The organism is Mycobacterium gastri (assembly GCF_002102175.1).
Classification (GTDB): Bacteria; Actinomycetota; Actinomycetes; order Mycobacteriales; family Mycobacteriaceae; genus Mycobacterium; species Mycobacterium gastri.
Genome location: NZ_LQOX01000129.1, coordinates 167,807 through 187,153 on the forward strand (window position 1 = coordinate 167,807; position 19,347 = coordinate 187,153).

The window sequence follows — 19,347 nt, forward strand, 5'->3', positions numbered from 1 at the left end:
GGCGGGGCCCGTTGGCGGGAAGGACGGGGAGATGTCGCATGTGTTTACCGCCCCGGAGCTATTGGCGTCTGCTGCCAGCGAAGTCGACGGTATTGCCGCGGCGGTAGGCACGGCCAACGCGGCGGCTGCCGGACCGACGGCCAATCTGCTGGCAGCTGCCGGTGACGAGGTTTCGGCCGCTACCGCCGCGCTGTTCAATGCCTACGCGCAGGAGTACCAGGCGGTCGTCAGGCAGGCTGCCGCATTCCACCACGAGTTCACCCGGGCGCTGGCCGCCGCGGCGGGTGCCTACGTGCAGGCGGAGGCCACCAACGCGGCTTTGCTGAACGGGGCTCTGAACGGGGCTCTGAACGGGGTTCTGTCGAATGCGCGTACCGCGGTCACCGCACCGATCCAGTCGTTGTTGACCAGCGCGGGGGTCGGCACCGGCGGAGCCAGCGCGCTGACGGCGGTACCGGCCGCAGCATCCCAGGTTGCGCTGATCATGGGCGGCACCGGAAACCCCGACCCCGACCCGATATACCTGAATCGAATCAACGTCAAATACATTCAGCACCTCTTCGCCGGGGCCATCCCGAAGGCGCTCTTCACCCCCGAGCAGTTCTGGCCGGTTACCCCACAACTGGGCAACATGACGTTCAACCAGTCCGTCGCCCAGGGCGTATTGGACCTGAACAACGCCATCAATGCCCAAATAGCTCTGGGAAATAAGGTCGTCGCTTTCGGCTATTCGCAGAGCGCCACCATCGTCAACAACGAAATCAACGCGCTCATCGGGGCGGGGTCCCCCCATGCGAGCGATATCTCGTTCGTCATGATTGGCAATCCCAATACGCCTGACGGCGGACTGCTGTCGCGCTTCCCCGGTTTCTACATCCCGTTCCTGGATGTCTCGTTCAATGGTGCGACCCCGCCGAACAGTCCCTATGCGACCACCATTTACACCGCCCAGTACGACGGCATCGCCAACGCCCCGCGATATCCGCTCAACATCTTGTCGGACATCAACGCCTTCATGGGCTACTTCTATGTGCACAACACATATCCGACGCTGTCGGCCAGCGAGATCGCCAACGCGGTGCCCCTGCCGACCTCTCCGGGCTACGCCGGCAACACCCAGTACTACATGCTGCTGACCCAAGACCTACCGCTGGTCCAGCCGATTCGCGACATTCCCTATGCCGGCCCGCCGATCGCCGACCTGTTCCAGCCGCAGTTGCGCGTGCTCGTCGACTTGGGCTACGCCGACTACGGACCGAATTATGCGAACGTTCCGACCCCGGCCGGGTTGTTGTCGATTCCCAACCCGTTTGCCGTCGGCTACTACCTGGCCTTGGGAAGCCTGCAGGCGCCCTACGCCGCCGCGGTGGAAATCGGCGTGGAAGCCGGATTCTGGGGCCCGGAGTGGTTCCCGCAAGCTTATCCATGGATACCGTCCATCAATCCGGGGCTGAACTTCTATATCGGCCAGCCCGAGGTGACGTTGCTGTCCCTGCTGAGCGGGGGCCTCGGGTCGCTGCTGCATGTGATTCCGCCGCCGATCTTCCCATGAGATGACGGCGCCGGGCCCGATCGGGACGAGTCCGCGTGGCCAAAAACGGGCAATCGCCGGACTTACCGGCAGGACCGCCTTACCCTCTGTTCATACCTGATACCCGCAGTCGCGGCCCTTTCCGTGTTCGACCGGAAGGCGCCCGGTTTGCAAAGGACTTAGCGATGTCGTATTTGCTCACTGCGCCAGAAATGGTGGCTACGGCCGCCACTGATCTGGACGGGATCGCGGCGGCGCTGCACGCGGCGAACGCGGCCGCGGCCGTCCCCACGACGGGATTGCTGGCGGCGGCCGAAGACGAGGTGTCGGGGGCCGTCGCGACGCTGTTTGGCGCCTTCGGTCAGGAGTACCAGGCTGTTGTCACCCTGGCCGCCGAGTTTCACAGCGAGTTCACCCGGGCACTGGCCGCGGCGGCTAACGCCTACGCACAAGCCGAAGCCACGGCGTGCAGCGCGCTGAACGCTTTCGACACGCAAGTCCATTCCCTGTTGGGCCCGCTGCTTCCCAACGCCGGGACCGGTGGCACCATCCCGCTGACTTCGATCGCCAGCCCCGCCACGCAAGTGGCCTTCATCATGGGCGGCACCGCTATCCCGTACCCCGACGCGATATTTGTGACCGGTGCTCAGACGCTGTTCATCCAGCCCAATTTCCCCGGGGCCGTATCGAACGTCCTGTACACGCCGGAGCAGGTCTGGCCGATCACACTGAATCTCGGCAACCTGACGTTCGGCCAGTCCGTCGCTCAGGGTGTGGCTATCTTGAGCGACGCGGTCAATACGCAACTCAGCACCCTGGGGAACAGCGCCGTCGTTTTCGGCTACTCGCAGAGCGCCACGATTTCCACCATCGAAATACGCAATCTGATGAGCCAACCCGCTCCGCCGAGTCCCAGCGAGCTGGCCTTCGTGCTGACCGGTAACCCGAACAACCCCAACGGCGGGGTCCTGCAGCGGTTCAACGGCCTGTACCTCCCGATCCTGGATGTGCTGTTCAACGGCTCCACGCCACCGGATTCGCCCTACCCGACTGTCATCTACTCGCACCAATACGACGGCGCCTCCAACTTCCCGCAATACCCGCTCAATCTCCTGGCGGACCTCAACGCCATCATCGGCGTCTTCGACGGCACCCATTTCTATATCGGCCTAACGCCGGACCAGGTTGACAACGCGGTACTCCTGCCGACTTCCCCGGGCTACTCCGGCAACACCCAGTACTACCTGGTGCCGACCCAGAACATGCCGCTGACCAGCCTTATACGTCCCATTCCCTATGTGGGGACAGCTATCGCCGAACTCGTCCAGCCGGACCTGCGGGTGCTCGTCGATTTGGGCTATTCCGACTACGGACCGGGCCTGAGCTATGCAGACATTCCCACCCCCGCCTCATTCCTGTCCGTTCCCAACCCGCTGGCCGTCAGCTACTACCTGGCCAAGGGCGCCGCGCAGGGAGTCCAAGCCAGCCTGGTGAGTCTTGGGTGGTTACCGCAGTCCGACCTACCGACCGGGTATCCGTACGCTCCGTCGTTGGCCCCGGGCGTGAACTTCTTTCTGGGTCAGCCGAGCGTGACCGGGCTGTCGCTGCTAACCGGCGCTCTGGGCACCGCGGCCAAAGATCTGGGATGGATTCCGCCGTGGTGGGATTGATTTCGCCCATACCGGGCTTGCGCCTTGCTAAAATCACACTCTCGCTGACCAGGTGTAACCCCCGTCTTCCAGTGCAAGAAAAGCTTGCTCGTCACCTCTTGGAAAACGCCGGATTGTCAGGGGAGGACGTGCAATGACGCACCTAATCGCTGCGCCCGAAACGATGGTGTCGGCGGCTACGAATGCCGGGCAGATCGGTTCGGCCATCAGCGCGGCCGGCGCCGCCGCCGCGGGGTCGACGACCAATGTGCTGGCGGCGGCTGCCGACGAGGTGTCGGCGGCGATCGCGAAGCTCTTCGGCACATACGGCCAGCAGCTCCAGGCGGCCCTTACGCAAGCCACCGCATTTCATGACGAGTTCGTCCAGACGCTGGCCGGTGCGGCAACCACCTACGCGCAAGCCGAGGCCGCCAATGCCGCCGCGGTGGCCAATGCTCTCGGCGGACTCAACGCGCAGGTCCAGAGCCTGCTGGCCCCGGCGGTCAGCAACGCCACCACCGCACCGGCACTGATGGCTGCCGCGGCACCCGCCGCCTCGACGGTGGCGCTGGTCATGGGCGGAACCTTTGACCCGGAGCCCTTCCCCATCTACGTATCGCTGATCAACGACGCGTACATCCAGCCCTTCTTCACAGGGGCACTCGCGGCGGGGGTGAGCTACCCCGCCCAGTTGTGGCCGCTTACGCTGAATCTCGGTGGCCTGACGCTCAACGAGTCCGTCGCCCAGGGCATGGTTGATCTCAAAACCGCGATCGCCTCTCAGATCGGTTCCGGCAACAAGGTTGTCAATTTCGGCTTCTCGCAAAGCGCCGTGGTTGCCACCAACGTCATCACCGACCTCATGGCCCTGCCCCCCGGCATGCGGCCCGACCCCAGCCAACTGTCGTTCGTGCTGGCCGGTAATCCCGCAACTCCCAACGGGGGCTTCTTCACCCGATTTCCGGGCATTACCATCCCCTGGTTGGACATAACATTCACTGAAGCGACGCCGCCGGATTCTCCCTACCCGACCACCATTTACGCCGCCCAATACGACCCGGCCAGCGACTTCCCGCGCTACCCGCTCAATTTCTTGGCCGACCTCAACGCGATAATGAGCACCGGGCGACACGATACGTATCCAAACCTCGACGTCGCTGACGCGGTACCGCTGCCGACGTCTCCGGGCTATAACGGCAACACGCAGTACTACATGTTCATGACCAAGGATCTGCCATTGCTCCACCCGCTTCGTGATATTCCCATTATCGGCGCCCCGCTCGCCGACCTCATCCAGCCCGATCTGCGGGTGCTGGTCGACCTGGGCTACTCCGACTGGGGAAACGGCCAGGACTACGCCAACGTCCCCACCCCGGCCAGCCTGTTTCCCGCACCCGACCCATTCGTCGTCGGCAGAGAACTGGCCGATGGCGCCGTCAAGGGTGTCCAAGCCTCCCTCGTAGACATCGGAATATTGCCGCAGTCCGCAGTGCCGAACGAATATCCATATCTTCCGGCCCTGGACACCGACGTGAATTTCTACACAGGCCAGCCGACCGTGACAGAGATATCTTTGCTCACTCGCGCCGTCGGGCCGCTACTGGAATTGATTCCGCCTATCCATCACACGCCTGCGCTGACTGCGTTAGCACTTCCGTTGATTCCGTTAATAATTCCGTTGGCGCAGTAGCACAGCTCAGGTGTAAGCCGAGAACTCCGGCGAACCGCCTCGCCGCCGTCAGTGCACGCGGAGTGCCCGGGTAACGCGCTGAATCCGGTCCTGTCGCCGAGCTTCGGCCAACCCAGCGCGACGGGCCTGTCGATGCTGAGCTGCGCGCTCGGCTCAATCCTGCACCTGATTCCACCGGTGAATCCCTAGCTCGATTTTTCGCGCCGTTATCGGGGGTTACGGTCCCAGCGGAGAATTTCTGCGAATCGACTCGTCGCGAATCAGCCCGCGCAGCAACGCGGTGCTGAATTCGGCCGCGATCTCCTTGGCGGTGCGGCGTCCGCTCGGCCGTAGCCAGCGGTAGCTGCCCAGCGTCATCCCGATGTAGCCCAGCGCCACCACATGGGAGTCGCATTCGTAGAACTCGCCGCTGGCGATGCCGCGGTCGATGAGGCCGTGGACGTGCTCGTAGACCTGGACTTCCTTCTCGCGAACCTCCGCCACCTGTTCACTGGTGAACCATTCGGTGATGTAGGGCTGCTCCTGGAAGTACACCGCGGCCCGCTCCGGATTGCGCGCAATGCCGGTAAGCAGCCGCACGGTGTACTGGTAGAGCGCTTCGCGGGCGGTCCAGGATGGGTCGTCGTGCACGGCGGCCAGCGTGCCCTCGGCGGCCCGGCGGTAGATGTCGAACAGGATCAGCGCCTTGCTGGCGTAGTAGTGGTACACCGTCGCCTTGTTCAGCCCGATCACGTCGGCGACGTCATCCATCCGGGTGCCGTGATAACCGCGGGCAGCAAACAGCTTCGTGGCAACGGCCAGCAACTCCTCACGGCGCGAAAGCCCGTTCTCGGACGGCGTTTGTGGCATCGGTACTCGCTATCTCGCTGCCCGCGGGGCTCGACGCCCCGAATCAAGGCTTAACCAATCAACTGGTTGGACAGTTTAGGCAGGCCCGGCACCGCCTGTCGCACCGACGCGGATCCGACTAGACTCCTGGGGACCAAGTCGCGAGTCGATAGCGAGTCGAGAGGTGCAGTAATGGATCCAAGTCCTGACTACGACGTGAGCGACGAAATCGAGTTCTTCTTCAATTACCTGACCTGGGGCATCCGTGGGGTCGAGGACGGCAACGGATATCCGCCGCCGGCCTACCCGCCCGTTTAGAGATCCAGCACCACCATCGCCACAACGCAACCGACAAGCTCCACCCGGGTTCCATCGCGGCTGGCTAGCCCTATGTTGGCGACCTGCCGTTTGTAACGATTGGTGATCCCAACCGGCCGCGGTCGCGACATTTGGGCCCAGCGGGAGCTGGATTGGCCAAAACGCCGGACGTGCCCGGCAGAACTCTTTTAGGCTCTCTGGGCACCCGCTGTTGGGCTGGCCGTGCTTGGCAGGGTCGGTCCCGCTTGACGGGTAATCGCCTCAGTGTCGGACAGGAGACGAGTTGCCGAGTGTGATCGCGGTCCCGGAGCTGCTGGCTTCGGCGGCCGCCGACGTGGATGGGATCGGTTCGGCGATCAGCGCGGCCGGTGCCGCCGCTGCGGGCCCAACGGGCCGGGTGCTGGCGGCGGCTGCCGACGAGGTGTCGGCCGCCGCTGCGGCGCTGTTTCGCGCATACGCCCACGATTATCAGGCAGTCCTGAACCAGGCCACGACCTTCCACAACGAATTCACCCGGGCGCTGGCCGCCGCTGGGACCACCTACGCGCAGGCCGAGGCCGCCAACGCCGCGGCCATGTCGGGCGCACTTGACGCGCTCGGCGCGCCGGCCCAAGCGCTGCTGGGACTGGGCAACGCCGGACCTGGCGGCGCCGTGGGTACTTCGACGTCGACTGTGATGCTGTCCGGCAACCCGGTCACGGCGTTGATCATGGGCGGCACCGGGTATCCGACCTTTCCTGCGCCTGTCTTGGCGGCCCTTGACAGCGCGTACATCCAGCCGATCTTCGGGCCCAACAACCCGGTCGCCCAGTACACGCCCGAGCAGTGGTGGCCGTTTATCGGGCGCCTGTCACTCGACCAGTCCATCGCCCAGGGCGTCACTGCGCTGAACAATGGAATCAACGCGGAACTACAAAATGGGCATGACGTTGTCGTTTTTGGTTACTCGCAAAGCGCCGCGGTAGCCACTAATGAGATACGTGCGCTTATGGCGCTACCAGTCGGCCAACAGCCAGACCCCAGCCGACTGGCTTTCATGATGATCGGTAATATCAATAACCCCAACGGCGGTATCCTCGAGCGTTACACCGGCCTTTACATCCCATTCATGGATGTGTCGTTCGACGGTGCAACGCCATCGAATTCCCCCTACCAGACTTACATTTACACCGGCCAATACGACGGCTATGCCCACAACCCGCAATACCCGCTCAATATCTTGTCCGACATCAACGCCTTTATGGGCATCAGATTCGTCCACAACGCGTATCCCATCACGGCCGCCGACGTTGCGAATGCCGTGCCATTGCCGACATCCCCGGGTTACACCGGCAACACCCATTACTACATGTTTTTGACCCAGGACCTCCCGTTGCTGGAACCCCTTCGCGCCTTGCCTTTTGTCGGGCCCCCGCTCGCCGACCTGATCCAGCCGGACCTACGGGTGTTGGTCGATTTGGGCTACGGCTACGGCTACGCGGATGTGCCCACCCCCGCCAGTCTGTTCGGAATTCCCAACCCGATCGCAGTGATCTCCGACCTGGCGACAGGGGCGGTGCAAGGCCCTCAAGCCGCCCTGGTAGATATCGGGCTGTTACCGCCGTCCTCGCTGCCTGATACCTACCCCTATGTTCCGTCGGCGAATCCCGGCCTGGTGTTCAACTTCGGCCAGTCGAGTGTGACAGAGCTGTCGTTGCTGAGTGGCGCCATTGGGTCGGTAGCGCGATTGATTCCGCCTGTCATCTGAGACAGCCTCGCGCCGGGTTCCACCTAACGGCTATAGCCGGCCTATAGCGCCTTGAGTTCTTCGGTGACCTCACTCACCGACTTCTTCGCGTCCCCGAACAGCATCGTGGTGCCGTCGGCATAGAACAGCGGATTGTCGATGCCGGCGAATCCGGAGTTCATCGACCGCTTGAGCACGATGACCGACCTGGCCTTGTCGACGTTGAGAATCGGCATGCCATAGATCGGACTGGACGTTTCGTTGCGCGCCGCCGGATTGGTGACGTCGTTGGCGCCGATGACGATAGCGACGTCGGTGCGGGCGAACTCATCGTTGATGTCGTCCATGTCTTTCATCGCGTCGTAGTCGACCTCGGCCTCGGCCAGCAGCACATTCATATGCCCGGGCATGCGGCCGGCCACCGGGTGGATCGCGTACTTGACCGGCACACCCTTGTCCTCCAGTAACGACGCCATGTCCTTGACGGCATGCTGCGCCTGGGCCACGGCCAGCCCGTAACCGGGCACCACGATGACCTGGTTGGCGTACGCCATCTGAATGGCGGCGTCGGCCGCCGACGTGGCCTTGACATGCTTGTCGCCGCCTTGACCATCGGGGCCGCCGCTGACGACCACCCCGCCGAAACCGCCCGCGACGATCGCCGGGATGGAGCGGTTCATCGCCTTGGCCATCAGGTTGGTCAGGATAGAGCCGGAGGCGCCGACGATCATGCCCGCCACGATCATCGCGGTATTGTTCAGCGCCAGGCCAGCGGCCGCCGCGGACAACCCGGTCATGGCGTTGAGCATCGAGATCACCACCGGCATGTCGGCACCGCCGATGGGTAGCACCACCATCAAGCCCAGCACGCCGGCGGCGGCCAGCAGACCGATCATCCACCACAGCGACACCCCGCCGCTGCCGGGATGTGCGCCGAGCCCGATCACCACCGCGGCCGCGATGGCCCCGGCCAGCAGCAGCAGGTTGACCGGCTGCTGCGCCTTGCCGAGGCCGATCGGCCGGCCGGAGATGATCTCCTGCAGCTTGCCGAACGCGATGATCGATCCCCAGAACGAAATCGATCCGATGATGGCGGCGAACAACGAGGCCACCACGATGTGCACGGTCGGCGACTCGCCGTGCTGGAATGCCGAGAAGCCGCTGGTTTCAATGAATTCGGCGAGCGCGATGAGCGCCACCGTCCCACCACCGACGCCGTTGAAGAACGCCACCAGCTGTGGCATGGCGGTCATCTTGGTCAGCCGCGCCGGCGGCACCCCGAGCACGACCCCCACGACCAGGCCGGCGATGATCAGCGGCCATTGACTGGTGTGCCGGATCATCACCAGGGTGGCCGCCACCGCGATGGTCATGCCGACCGCGGCGATCAAGTTGCCGCGCACCGCGGTCTTGGGCCCGGTCAGGCCCATCAGGCCGTAGATGAAGAGCGAGAACGAGAAGATGTAGAGGCCGATCACCAAGTAGTTCATTTGGCTGCCGGCTCCTCTTTCTTAGCGGCTTTCTTTGCGGCCTGTGCCTTCTTGCCCTTGAACATGCCGAGCATCCGGTCGGTGACGATGAAGCCGCCGATGACGTTCAGCGTGCCGAACACCACCGCGACGAACAGGATGATCTGCACGGCCAGCGACGGGTGCTCGACCTCCCCGAACACCACCAGCGCACCGAGCACCACGATGCCGTGGATCGCGTTGGTTCCCGACATCAGCGGGGTGTGCAATGTATTGGGCACTTTGGAAATCACCGCGAACCCGACGAACCCGGACAACACCAGGATCGCCAGGTTCTCCAACAGCTGGTCGTACATCTCTAGGAGGCCTTTCCGTCCTGGGTGCGGGTCACACACGATTCCGCGATGACCTCGTCGTCGAAGTCGGGGGCCAGCTTGCCGTCTTTGACCAGCAGGTCCAGCAGGGCCGTGATGTTCTTGCTGTAAAGCTCACTGGCATGCTCGGGCATGGTCGCCGGCAGATTCAGCGGCGAGGCGATCGTCACGCCATGCTTGACCACCGTCTGGCCGGGCTCGGTCAGCTCGCAGTTGCCGCCCGTCTCGCCGGCCAGGTCCACGACCACACTGCCGGGCTTCATGGCTTCGACGGCGGCAGCGGTCACCAGCCGCGGCGCGGGCCGGCCCGGGACCAACGCCGTGGTGATGACCACGTCGAAGCCGCTGATCGCCTCTTCCAGAGCCTTTTGCTGCTGGGCGCGTTCCTCGTCGGTCAGCTCGCGGGCGTATCCGCCCTCGCCCGACGCCGTGACTCCGACCTCGAGCCACTGCCCACCCACCGATCGCACCTGGTCGGCGACTTCGGGACGCACGTCGTAGCCGGTGGTGCGTGCCCCCAACCGCTTGGCGGTCGCCAGGGCCTGCAAGCCCGCCACGCCGACACCCAGCACCAGCACCGTGGCCGGCTTCACCGTTCCCGCCGCGGTGGTCAGCATCGGGAAGAACCGGGTGGACTCCGATGCCGCAAGCAGCACCGCCTTGTAGCCGGCGACGTTGGCCTGCGACGACAGCGCATCCATGACCTGGGCCCGCGAGATGCGCGGAATGGCCTCGAGAGCGAAGGCCTGCACGCCGGCTTGCTGGAGCGCAGCGATCGAGTTGTCGGCGTTGCGGGGGGCGAGGAAGCCGATCAGGGTTTGCCCGCTGCGCAGCCGGCCCACCTCCTCGACCGTTGGCGGCGCGACCTTGACGACGACGTCGGCAGCCCAGGCATCTCCAATGGTGGCTCCCGCGTCGGTGTAGAGCTCGTCGGGTAGCAGCGCCCGCTGACCGGCACCGGCCTCGACCACGACGGCGACACCACTGTTCACCAGTGCGGCGACCGCTTTGGGTACCAGCGCAACGCGCCGCTCGTCGGGCCGTGACTCGGCCACCACCCCTACCCTGATGGTGTGGGTCTGCGCATCTGTCATGGCGCGTACATCTACTTTCCTCGTACTTTCCTGCGCGATGGATATGCCGCTAGCTCGGCCGCGCGCGCCTGGCTACCATAACGCGTGCCGGGTTCACCACCGATTTGTGACCGTTCGGGTGGCGGTGCCGGCAACCCTCGGCACACTGGTTGATGGTTGCCCGCTAGGCGCCAAACCGGTAGCTCTCACGTTGTTGTGGAGCCACAAAGCGGAGTTGTGTCCCGCAGCGACGGGGCTCACCACAGCGGGATGTCCTGCCCGTGGTCGGAGGCCGGTCGCGGACCGAACCAGCGCCGCTCGGATTCGGCGATCGGCACGTCGTTGATGCTGGCCTCGCGGCGCGCCATCAGCCCCGCCGGGGTGAATTCCCACAGCTCGTTGCCGTAGCTGCGATACCACTGGCCGGTGTGGTCGCGGCACTCGTACTGGAACCGCACCGCGATGCGGTTGTCGTGGAAGTCCCACAGGCTCTTGCGCAACGAATAGTCGAGTTCGCGCTGCCACTTGCGGCTCAAAAACGCCACGATCGCGTCGCGGCCCACGATGTGTTCGCCGCGATTGCGCCAGCGGGAGTCGGGCGTGTACGCGAGGCTGACGCGCTCGGGGTCGCGCGTGTTCCAGGCGTCCTCGGCGGCCTGAACCTTGTGCAGTGCCGTTTCGAGGGTGAACGGCGGGAACGGGGGACGCGATTCGGTCATGGCCCCATCGTGCGCCGAGCCTGTAAATCTGCAGACGCCTACTCGTACTTTCCCGGCAGAATTACAGGCTCGACGGTCTGATGCCCTGAAATTTGGTGCCCCAGTGCGTGTCCTATCGTGACGGTCATGGACTTCGCGATGTCGGCCAAGGCCATCGACTACCACCAGCGGTTGTCCGACTTCATGACGGAGTACGTCTTCCCGGCCGAGTCCGACTACGAGCGATACCGCCAGGAAGCCGGCCCTGATGACCACACCGTCCCGCCGATCATCGAGGAACTCAAGATCAAGGCCAAAGAGCGCGGCCTGTGGAACCTGTTCCTGCCGGCGGAGTCGGGCTTGACCAACTTGGAGTACGCGCCGCTGGCCGAGCTGACCGGGTGGAGCCTGGAGATTGCGCCTGAGGCATTGAACTGCGCGGCGCCCGACACCGGCAACATGGAAATCCTGCACATGTTCGGCACCGACGAGCAGCGCCGGCAGTGGCTGCAACCATTGCTCGACGGCGAGATCCGCAGCGCCTTCTCCATGACCGAGCCCGCGGTCGCCAGCAGCGACGCCCGCAACATCGAAACCACAATCTCGCGAGACGGCGACGACGGCAATAACTACGTCATCAACGGCCGCAAATGGTGGACGTCGGGCGCTTCCGACCCGCGCTGCAAGATCCTGATCGTGATGGGGCGCACCAACCCCGACGCGGCCGCGCACCAACAGCAGTCGATGATCCTGGTGCCGATGGACACCGCCGGGGTGACAATCGTGCGTTCCACACCCGTTTTCGGCTGGCAGGACCAGCACGGCCACTGCGAGGTGAGCTACGACAACGTTCGGGTGCCGGCCACCAACCTGCTCGGTGAAGAGGGCTCCGGCTTCGCGATCGCCCAGGCCCGGCTGGGACCGGGACGCATCCACCACTGCATGCGCGCACTGGGCGGAGCCGAACGCGCGCTGGCGCTGATGGTGGACCGGGCGCGCAACCGGGTCGCGTTCGGCCGCCCGCTTGCCGAGCAGGGTGTGGTCCAGCAGGCAATTGCCAAGTCCCGCAACGAAATCGACCAGGCGAGGCTGCTGTGCGAGAAGGCGGCGTGGACCATCGACCAGCACGGCAACAAGGAGGCTCGCCACCTGGTCGCGATGATCAAAGCCGTGGCACCGCAAGTCGCATGTGACGTCATCGACCGGGCGATCCAGGTGCATGGCGCCGCCGGGGTCAGCGACGACACCCCGCTGGCCCGGCTCTACAGCTGGCATCGTGCGATGCGGATCTTCGACGGACCCGACGAGGTGCACCTGCGGTCCATTGCGCACGCCGAGCTGGGGCGGCAGAAATCCGCGTTCGCCGCCGCGGTCACCCGACATGGCTGACCGGGAACTGCCGGGCGCATGGAACTTTCGTGACGTCGCCGACAGCACCGCGCTGAGACCGGGGCGGCTGTTTCGCTCCAGCGAGCTCAGTCGCCTCGACGACGCCGGCCGGGAAGCGCTGCGCCGGCTGGCCATCACCGATGTCGCCGACCTGCGCTCATCACGGGAGGTCGTCCGGCGCGGTCCTGGACGAGTGCCTGCCGGCGTCGACATCCACCTGCTGCCGTTCCCCGACCTGGCCGACGACGACGCCGGGACCGACGCCGATGCGCCGCACGAACACGCGTTTCGGCAGCTCATGACCGACAGTCCGGACGGCGAATCAATCGACCAGGCCGCCGTCCGCTATATGACCGACGAATATCGCCAATTCCCCGCGCGCACCGGTGCCCAACGCGCGCTGCACCGCGTCGTCACCTTGCTGACCGGCGGGCGGGCGGTGCTCACCCATTGCTTTGCGGGCAAAGACCGCACGGGCTTCGTGGTTGCCACCGTGCTGGAAGCCGTTGGTGTCGACCGCGAGGCCATTCTGACCGACTTCCTGCGCAGCAATGACGCGGTGCCGCGGTTGCGGGAACAAATCTCGGAAATGATCCGACAGCGCTCCGACACCGAACTGACCCCGGAGGTGGTGACGTTCACCGAAGCCCGGCTGTCCGACGGCGTGCTCGGCGTCCGGCCGGAGTACCTGGCGGCGTCATGGCAGACCATCGATGAGACCTGGGGATCGGTGGATGCCTACCTGCGCGACGCGGGTATCACGGCGGCCGACGTCGACCGACTGCGCAACGTGTTACTGGGCTGAACACCTATCTTTGAGGTCAGCCAAAGGCCAGACACGTTCGCGGAATCGCCTTACGCTCAACGGGTACCCGACATGGCGGGTCATTGGTGCACCCCCCCTCTTCAGGAGGATGGCGTCTTGTCGTATGTTCTCACGCAGCCGCCGGCCATGGCCGCGGCGGCCACCGAGTTCGCCGGGATCGGCACGGCGATCAACGAGGCCGCTGCGACGGTGGCAGTTCCGACGACCGCGATCGCCGCGGCCGCCGCAGATGAAGTGTCCACCGTCATCGCGCAGCTGTTTGGCGCGTTCGGGCAGGAATACCAAGCGATCAACGCGCAACTCGGGGCGCTCTACAACCAATTCACCCAAAAATTGGTGGCGGCGGCGAACGCCTACTTCGGCGACGAGGCCATCAGCGCCGCCACCCTGGTGAATGGCGCGACCGCCGGGCTCTTTACGCCGACCTCTCCCCCCGTAGTACCGCCGGTTTTCGGCCAGGACACCGCAATCGTCATGAGCGGCACCGGATCGCCGATACCCTCGAGCCAGTACGTCGCCGCCATCACCAATCTATTCCTTCCGCCCGGCGTCGTCGTGAACCCGTTGAACACAACTGAGGAGCTCTATCCCATCACCGGCGTCAAATCCCTGCCCTTCCAAAACTCGGTACAAATAGGGCTGTCGATTCTCGACACCGCGATTTGGGAGCAGATCAACGCGGGTAACCGCGTCACGGTTTTTGGCTATTCCCAGAGCGCCGTCATCTCGTCCCTGGAAATGCAGCACCTCATCTCCCTGGGCACAAATGCTCCAGACCCGAGCCAACTCAGTTTCATATTGATAGGCAACGAGATGAATCCCAACGGCGGCATTCTCTCACGGATACCCGGTCTGAACATTTCGACCCTAGGGCTGCCGTTCTACGGGGCGACACCGGACAACCCTTACCCAACGACTACCTACACGCTCGAATACGACGGTTTCGCCGACTTCCCGCGGTATCCGCTCAACGTCCTGTCCGACATCAACGCCGTATTCGGGATACTCACCGTGCACACCCAGTATCAGTATCTCACCCCGCAACAGGTTGCGGACGCCATACTCCTGCCGGTCCAGGGCGTGACGTCGAATCAGTACTACATCATCGAAACCGCGGACCTGCCCCTGCTAGCGCCGGTACGAGCAATCCCTGTCATCGGACCCCCCCTGGCCGCGCTCGTCCAACCGAATCTGGAAGTGATCGTCAATCTCGGCTACGGCGACCCGAGATTCGGCTACTCGACCAGCTACGCGAATGTGCCCACCCCATTCGGACTCTTCCCGGGCATCCCGCCGGGTGTCGTCGCCGATGCCCTAGTTGCCGGAACCCAGCAAGGTATCCACGACTTCGCGGCAGCGCTGCCGGCTGCGCTCAACCCTCCTGAATTGCCAGTGATCGGATTCCCGCCGTACATACAGCAAGTCCTGCCGCCGGCTCAACCACCGGTGCCGGCGACACCAGTCAATATCGTCAGCACTTTGGCGGCCGTTGTCTCGGACAGCTACTCACTTCTGCTTCCCACGGCGGATCTCGGCGTGGCTTTTGCCACGATTCTTCCGGCCTACGACCTCAGCCTGTTCCTGAACCAGCTGTTACAGGGAAACTTCATTGCCGCGATCGAATTGCCGCTGGCCGCCACCGCCGGGTTGGCCGCGCTGGGCAGCATGATCGAATTCATCGCAATCGTGAGAACGGTGGCGGCAATTATTCAGCAACTACAGAGCCTGCAATTCTAGCTGGATTTCGGCTGGACGCGATGAATGGGCTACCAGGCACCGAAGGGGCGGACAGGTTTGTCTTGAGCGCCTGAGGTCGGTCGGTAAGGAGGATGCGCCGATGGGGTACGTGCTGGCTGATTCTCAGCTCATGGCAACGGCCGCGGCGGATCTCGAACGCATTGGCGCAACGCTGAGCTCCGCCAGTGCTGCGGCAGCCGGTCCGACGTCAAGCATGGTGGCGGCGGCGGCCGACGAGGTGTCGGCGGCAATCGCGAATCTGTTCGGCGCATACGGCCGGGAGTACCAGGCCATCGTCACGCTCCTGGAGGCGTTTAGGGCCGAGTTCGCTCGAACGCTGGCGGCGGCGGGTTTGGCGTACGCGCAGAGTGAAGCCACCAACGCCGCAGCGGTCTCGGCGTCCATCACGATGTCGCCACTGACCGGGCCAACCGTTTCCCTCGTCATGGGCGGCAGCGGAAACCCAACGCCCGGAACCGATTACGTGAACGGCCTGCTCAACTACATCAGTCCGCAATTCGGGACCAGCAATGCGCTGGCGCTGTTCACCCCGGAGCAGTTGTATCCGCTCACCGGCGAAAAGAGCTTGCCGCTGAGCACTTCGGTGAGCCAGGGCGTCGAGATCCTGCACAACGCGATCCTCAACGAGGTCAACAACCTGGGAAACAGCGTCGTCGTCGGGGGCTACTCGCAGAGCGCGATCATCGCCTCGTTGGAGATGCGGAATCTGGCGGCCATGCCGCCGGGCACCGCTCCACCCGCGGACAAGCTCGGCTTCGTCCTGCTGGCCAACCCGATGAATCCCAACGGCGGCCTGCTGTCGCGCTTTGCCGGCCTCAGCCTGCCGAGCCTGGGTGTGGAGTTCTTCGGTGCGACGCCCGCCGACACCATCTACCCGACCTCGATTTACACCCACGAATATGACGGCTTCGCCGACTTTCCGCGCTATCCGCTCAATATCGTGTCTGACCTGAATGCTGTCGCGGGCATCGCCTTCGTCCACACCGATACCCCGAATATCAATCCGCAGACGCTGCCCCCGGGGGATCTGATCAAGTTACCGACGGAACCGACGTACAACGGAAACACCTCGTACTATCTCATCCGCACTCACAATTTGCCACTACTGGACCCGCTGCGCTTTATTCCGATTATCGGTAACCCACTGGCGGATCTGCTCCAGCCGGATCTGGCGATTATCGTCAATTTGGGCTACGGCGACCCCCACTACGGCTATTCGACCGCGCCGGCGAATGTGGCCACGCCGTTCGGGCTGTTCCCTGAGGTCGACCCGGCCGTCGTCGCCGAAGAATTGGTCACCGGAACACAACAGGGCTTCAACGCCGCGGTCAACGATGTCTTCGGCCAAGGACCGCAAGGACCGCCCACCGTGCCCAGCCTGGGGCCCTCGCGCCTGGTGGATCTGCTGACGTCGATCGCGTTGCCGCTGCCCGGTACACCGGTTCCGCCGACGTCGATCGACGGGTTGATCACCGACCTGCAGGCGGCGAACACATATCTCACCAACACCGTTTCCGGGGGGCTGTCCAGCGCTTACGAGTCGCTGCTTCCGACGGCAGACATCCTCAATGCCGGTCTGACCGAAGTGCCGTCTTATGACGTCAACCTCTTCCTGGACGGCATCGAACAAGCGGTCAACGGCGACCCGATCGGCCTGATCAATGCCATTGGCTATCCGATCGCAGCCGACGTGGGATTGCTTGCGCTCGCCGGCGGGCTTGAGGGCTTGGTCCTGCTGGGCATCGTGGTCACCGACTTCTAACGCGGCGCGGCGTCGAACAGCCCGGGTCGGCCGTCGAGCACCCCGCCCGACACCGAGATCGGCTGAGATGGCCAAACGCGCAATGCGATCCGACGGACCGATCTAGGCTGACAGATGCCGGACCTCCCGATGGCCGGGTTCCGCCCCGGGCCATCGGTTTTCGACGCATCGGCGGCGCTAAAACGAAACACCCCGGGTTTGAAGGAAATTAGACCGATGACCAACGTGATCACCCAACCGCAGCTGATGGCCACCGCCGCCGCGAACATCGAAGGAATTCGCTCGGCGATCGCCGAAGCCAATGCCGCCGCCGCAGCCCCGACAACGGGTCTGGTAGCGGCGGCAGCCGACGAAGTGTCGGCGGCGGCCGCGACGCTGTTCGGCGCATACGCGCAGGAATACCAGGCGGTCATCAAGCAGGCCGCGGTGTTCCATGACACATTCGCCCAGGCCCTGGCCGCCGCCGCGACGGCCTACACAGAAGCGGAGGCGGTCAACGCGGCGATGGTGTCCGGCGCGCTTCGGGCGGTGACCTCGCCTATCGCGTCGTTACTCGGCGGAGCCCCGGTCACGGCCGCGGCGGTCGGGGGCCCGGCCGCGGCGCCGGCTGCCCTGCCGATTCCGTTCGATGCCTTGATCATGACCGGCAGTGGCTCGCCGATTCCATCACTGCCGTACATGCAGGCCGTTGCGCCCTACATTTCCGGCACGCCAAACCAGTTGCTCCCCCTCAACACTCCTGAAGGTTTGTATCCGCTTACCCAGATCAAGGACTTGCCGCTCACCCAGTCGGTGACCACGGGTGTGCAAATCCTCGACAACGCGCTCTTCGGGCCGCAGGGGCTGATCACAGCCGGAGGCAACGTCGCGGTGTTGGGCTATTCGCAAAGCGCCATCCTCTCCTCGATGGAGATGCGCCAACTCATTCTGCAGGGGAGCCCGAACACGGCCAACCTCAGCTTCACGCTGCTGGGCAACCCGATGGCCCCCAACGGCGGCCTGCTGTCGCGCTTCCCCGGGTTGTCCATGCCGGCGCTGGGTCTGGAGTTCTACGGGGCGACGCCGTCGAATTCGGGTTACCAGCTCAGCCAGTACACACTTCAATACGACGGATACGCCGACTTCCCGCGTTACCCGCTCAACTTCCTGTCGGACCTCAACGCATTCCTGGGTATCCAGTTCGTACACGGCGACTACCCGTTACTGGATCCGAACAACCTTCCCCCGGGCTACAACATGGTGGAGTTGCCGGTGTCTCCTGCCAATAACGGTCTCGAGCACTACTACATGATCACCTCCCCGGAACTTCCGCTGCTGACACCGCTGCGGGCAATTCCGGTGATCGGCAACCCCCTGGCCGACCTGGTCCAGCCGGACCTGACGTATCTGGTCAACCTGGGCTACGGCGATCCTCGCTTCGGCTATTCGACCGGATACGCCGACGTTCCCACCCGCTTTGGGCTGTTTCCGTCGATCGACCCGGTGACATTCGCCGGCGATATGGTCGGCGGAGCCCAGCAGGGGGTGAATGCCTTCGTCGCCGACATCGGCGCCATGCTGCCGACCTCGCTGCCCGACTTCTCGCTGCCGGCCGCCGCGCTGACCGGCGGCTCGCCGACATCGTGGGCGCTGCCCAGCCTGCCGGCGGCCACGGGCTCGCCGATTGACGGCATCATCGACGCCCTCAAAGCGGCCAACGCCCGGTTCACCGACGCCATCAGCAGCGCCGCCTCAGACACCTACGCGATGGCGCTACCGACGGCAGACATCATCAACACCCTGGCCACCAAGGTTCCGTCGTATGACGTCAACCTCTTCCTGGACGGGATCCGGGAGCTGGCCAACGGTGACCCGGCCGGCATCGTCAATGCATTCGGCTATCCGGTCGCGGCCGATGTAGCGCTGCTGACCCTCGCGGGCGGCTTCCAAACCATCGTCTTGCTCAATGGAGTCGAATCGGTCATCGGCGACCTCACCGGTGCGGCCTAGTTTTTTTCTAGCCGTCGCCACGGTAACCAAAACCACTTCGGCGCAGCTGTTCTGAGGCCGGCGACCCGGGGGAACTGACCGTCCGCGACATCGGGGCCGAGCATCCGCGGCGCGCTCCCTATGGTCCGGCGGGCATGGGGACCGTTCCGCGCGGCCGATTTTCTGGTCAAATCTCAAGCGGCCCTTACCGAAACGCCTTACGCTGACGGGCACCGGCTTCGGGCGCCGGATTACCTGTTCGCCGATCTATCGGTTGGACAGGAATCC

Annotated in this window: 15 protein-coding genes; 10 read left to right on the plus strand and 5 right to left on the minus strand. The window is 64.4% G+C overall.

The features are described from left to right. The first annotated feature begins 31 nt into the window (after nt 1–31). The 3 genes from AWC07_RS20705 to AWC07_RS20715 all read left to right on the plus strand — a co-directional run bounded on the left by AWC07_RS20705 (nt 32) and on the right by AWC07_RS20715 (nt 4,870). A complete protein-coding gene (locus AWC07_RS20705; RefSeq protein ID WP_036410122.1) occupies nt 32–1,552 on the plus strand; it encodes a PE family protein in 1,521 nt (506 codons plus the stop codon). 164 nt (nt 1,553–1,716) lie between these two features. Beyond that, nucleotides 1,717–3,201, plus strand: coding sequence for a PE family protein (locus tag AWC07_RS20710; protein ID WP_085105214.1), 1,485 nt, complete (start codon nt 1,717–1,719; stop codon nt 3,199–3,201). Between the two features lie 133 nt (nt 3,202–3,334). Then, entirely contained in the window at nt 3,335–4,870 is a 1,536-nt protein-coding gene (locus AWC07_RS20715; protein WP_084293737.1) for a PE family protein, read from the plus strand. Between the two features lie 216 nt (nt 4,871–5,086). Here AWC07_RS20715 and AWC07_RS20720 read toward each other — a convergent pair whose 3' ends face one another. Beyond that, nucleotides 5,087–5,719 (minus strand): TetR/AcrR family transcriptional regulator, encoded by a 633-nt coding sequence (locus AWC07_RS20720; protein ID WP_036418516.1) that lies wholly within the window; start codon nt 5,717–5,719, stop codon nt 5,087–5,089. Nucleotides 5,720–5,890: 171 nt separating this feature from the next. On the opposite strand from AWC07_RS20720, the gene AWC07_RS27125 reads away from it, so the two are divergent. Together AWC07_RS27125 and AWC07_RS20725 are read left to right on the plus strand one after the other, a co-directional pair. Next, the gene (locus tag AWC07_RS27125) at nt 5,891–6,016 is read left to right on the plus strand and encodes a hypothetical protein (RefSeq protein ID WP_023369539.1); all 126 of its coding nucleotides are present in this window, start codon (nt 5,891–5,893) and stop codon (nt 6,014–6,016) included. Between the two features lie 283 nt (nt 6,017–6,299). Continuing rightward, nucleotides 6,300–7,763, plus strand: coding sequence for a PE family protein (locus AWC07_RS20725; protein WP_036418518.1), 1,464 nt, complete (start codon nt 6,300–6,302; stop codon nt 7,761–7,763). A gap of 41 nt (nt 7,764–7,804) precedes the next feature. Here the strand turns inward: AWC07_RS20725 and AWC07_RS20730 are convergent, their stop codons facing one another. The 4 genes from AWC07_RS20730 to AWC07_RS20745 form a co-directional block, all read right to left on the minus strand. After that, nucleotides 7,805–9,232, minus strand: coding sequence for an NAD(P)(+) transhydrogenase (Re/Si-specific) subunit beta (locus AWC07_RS20730; protein WP_036418519.1), 1,428 nt, complete (start codon nt 9,230–9,232; stop codon nt 7,805–7,807). Continuing rightward, nucleotides 9,229–9,567, minus strand: coding sequence for an NAD(P) transhydrogenase subunit alpha part 2 (locus AWC07_RS20735; protein WP_036418521.1), 339 nt, complete (start codon nt 9,565–9,567; stop codon nt 9,229–9,231). Before AWC07_RS20735 ends, AWC07_RS20730 begins: the two co-directional genes overlap by 4 nt. Nucleotides 9,568–9,569: 2 nt before the next feature. Then, nucleotides 9,570–10,679 carry a Re/Si-specific NAD(P)(+) transhydrogenase subunit alpha gene (locus AWC07_RS20740; RefSeq protein ID WP_036418525.1) on the minus strand — a complete coding sequence of 370 codons (1,110 nt, stop codon included), beginning with the start codon at nt 10,677–10,679 and terminating at the stop codon, nt 9,570–9,572. Between the two features lie 236 nt (nt 10,680–10,915). Beyond that, nucleotides 10,916–11,377 (minus strand): nuclear transport factor 2 family protein, encoded by a 462-nt coding sequence (locus AWC07_RS20745; RefSeq protein ID WP_036418527.1) that lies wholly within the window; start codon nt 11,375–11,377, stop codon nt 10,916–10,918. A 138-nt stretch (nt 11,378–11,515) separates the two neighbouring features. Between AWC07_RS20745 and AWC07_RS20750 the strand changes: the two genes are divergently transcribed. The 5 genes from AWC07_RS20750 to AWC07_RS20770 all read left to right on the plus strand — a co-directional run bounded on the left by AWC07_RS20750 (nt 11,516) and on the right by AWC07_RS20770 (nt 19,080). Further along, a complete protein-coding gene (locus AWC07_RS20750; protein WP_139829808.1) occupies nt 11,516–12,745 on the plus strand; it encodes an acyl-CoA dehydrogenase family protein in 1,230 nt (409 codons plus the stop codon). Continuing rightward, nucleotides 12,738–13,550, plus strand: coding sequence for a tyrosine-protein phosphatase (locus AWC07_RS20755; protein ID WP_036418530.1), 813 nt, complete (start codon nt 12,738–12,740; stop codon nt 13,548–13,550). Before AWC07_RS20750 ends, AWC07_RS20755 begins: the two co-directional genes overlap by 8 nt. A gap of 117 nt (nt 13,551–13,667) precedes the next feature. Continuing rightward, a complete protein-coding gene (locus AWC07_RS20760; RefSeq protein WP_036418533.1) occupies nt 13,668–15,308 on the plus strand; it encodes a PE family protein in 1,641 nt (546 codons plus the stop codon). Nucleotides 15,309–15,408: 100 nt separating this feature from the next. Beyond that, nucleotides 15,409–17,091: a PE family protein gene (locus tag AWC07_RS20765; RefSeq protein WP_036418536.1), complete on the plus strand. Its 1,683-nt coding sequence runs from the start codon at nt 15,409–15,411 to the stop codon at nt 17,089–17,091. A 216-nt stretch (nt 17,092–17,307) separates the two neighbouring features. Continuing rightward, entirely contained in the window at nt 17,308–19,080 is a 1,773-nt protein-coding gene (locus tag AWC07_RS20770; RefSeq protein WP_036418539.1) for a PE-PPE domain-containing protein, read from the plus strand. Nucleotides 19,081–19,347: the final 267 nt, after the last annotated feature.

What these genes read in the sequence shown, in the direction of transcription:
- AWC07_RS20705 (WP_036410122.1), top strand. Translation starts at nt 32, where the DNA reads ATGTCGCATGTGTTTACCGCCCCGGAGCTATTGGCGTCTGCTGCCAGC.
- AWC07_RS20710 (WP_085105214.1), top strand. Translation starts at nt 1,717, where the DNA reads ATGTCGTATTTGCTCACTGCGCCAGAAATGGTGGCTACGGCCGCCACT.
- AWC07_RS20715 (WP_084293737.1), top strand. Translation starts at nt 3,335, where the DNA reads ATGACGCACCTAATCGCTGCGCCCGAAACGATGGTGTCGGCGGCTACG.
- AWC07_RS20720 (WP_036418516.1), bottom strand. Translation starts at nt 5,719, where the DNA reads ATGCCACAAACGCCGTCCGAGAACGGGCTTTCGCGCCGTGAGGAGTTG.
- AWC07_RS27125 (WP_023369539.1), top strand. Translation starts at nt 5,891, where the DNA reads ATGGATCCAAGTCCTGACTACGACGTGAGCGACGAAATCGAGTTCTTC.
- AWC07_RS20730 (WP_036418519.1), bottom strand. Translation starts at nt 9,232, where the DNA reads ATGAACTACTTGGTGATCGGCCTCTACATCTTCTCGTTCTCGCTCTTC.
- AWC07_RS20735 (WP_036418521.1), bottom strand. Translation starts at nt 9,567, where the DNA reads ATGTACGACCAGCTGTTGGAGAACCTGGCGATCCTGGTGTTGTCCGGG.
- AWC07_RS20740 (WP_036418525.1), bottom strand. Translation starts at nt 10,679, where the DNA reads ATGACAGATGCGCAGACCCACACCATCAGGGTAGGGGTGGTGGCCGAG.
- AWC07_RS20745 (WP_036418527.1), bottom strand. Translation starts at nt 11,377, where the DNA reads ATGACCGAATCGCGTCCCCCGTTCCCGCCGTTCACCCTCGAAACGGCA.
- AWC07_RS20750 (WP_139829808.1), top strand. Translation starts at nt 11,516, where the DNA reads ATGTCGGCCAAGGCCATCGACTACCACCAGCGGTTGTCCGACTTCATG.
- AWC07_RS20755 (WP_036418530.1), top strand. Translation starts at nt 12,738, where the DNA reads ATGGCTGACCGGGAACTGCCGGGCGCATGGAACTTTCGTGACGTCGCC.
- AWC07_RS20765 (WP_036418536.1), top strand. Translation starts at nt 15,409, where the DNA reads ATGGGGTACGTGCTGGCTGATTCTCAGCTCATGGCAACGGCCGCGGCG.
- AWC07_RS20770 (WP_036418539.1), top strand. Translation starts at nt 17,308, where the DNA reads ATGACCAACGTGATCACCCAACCGCAGCTGATGGCCACCGCCGCCGCG.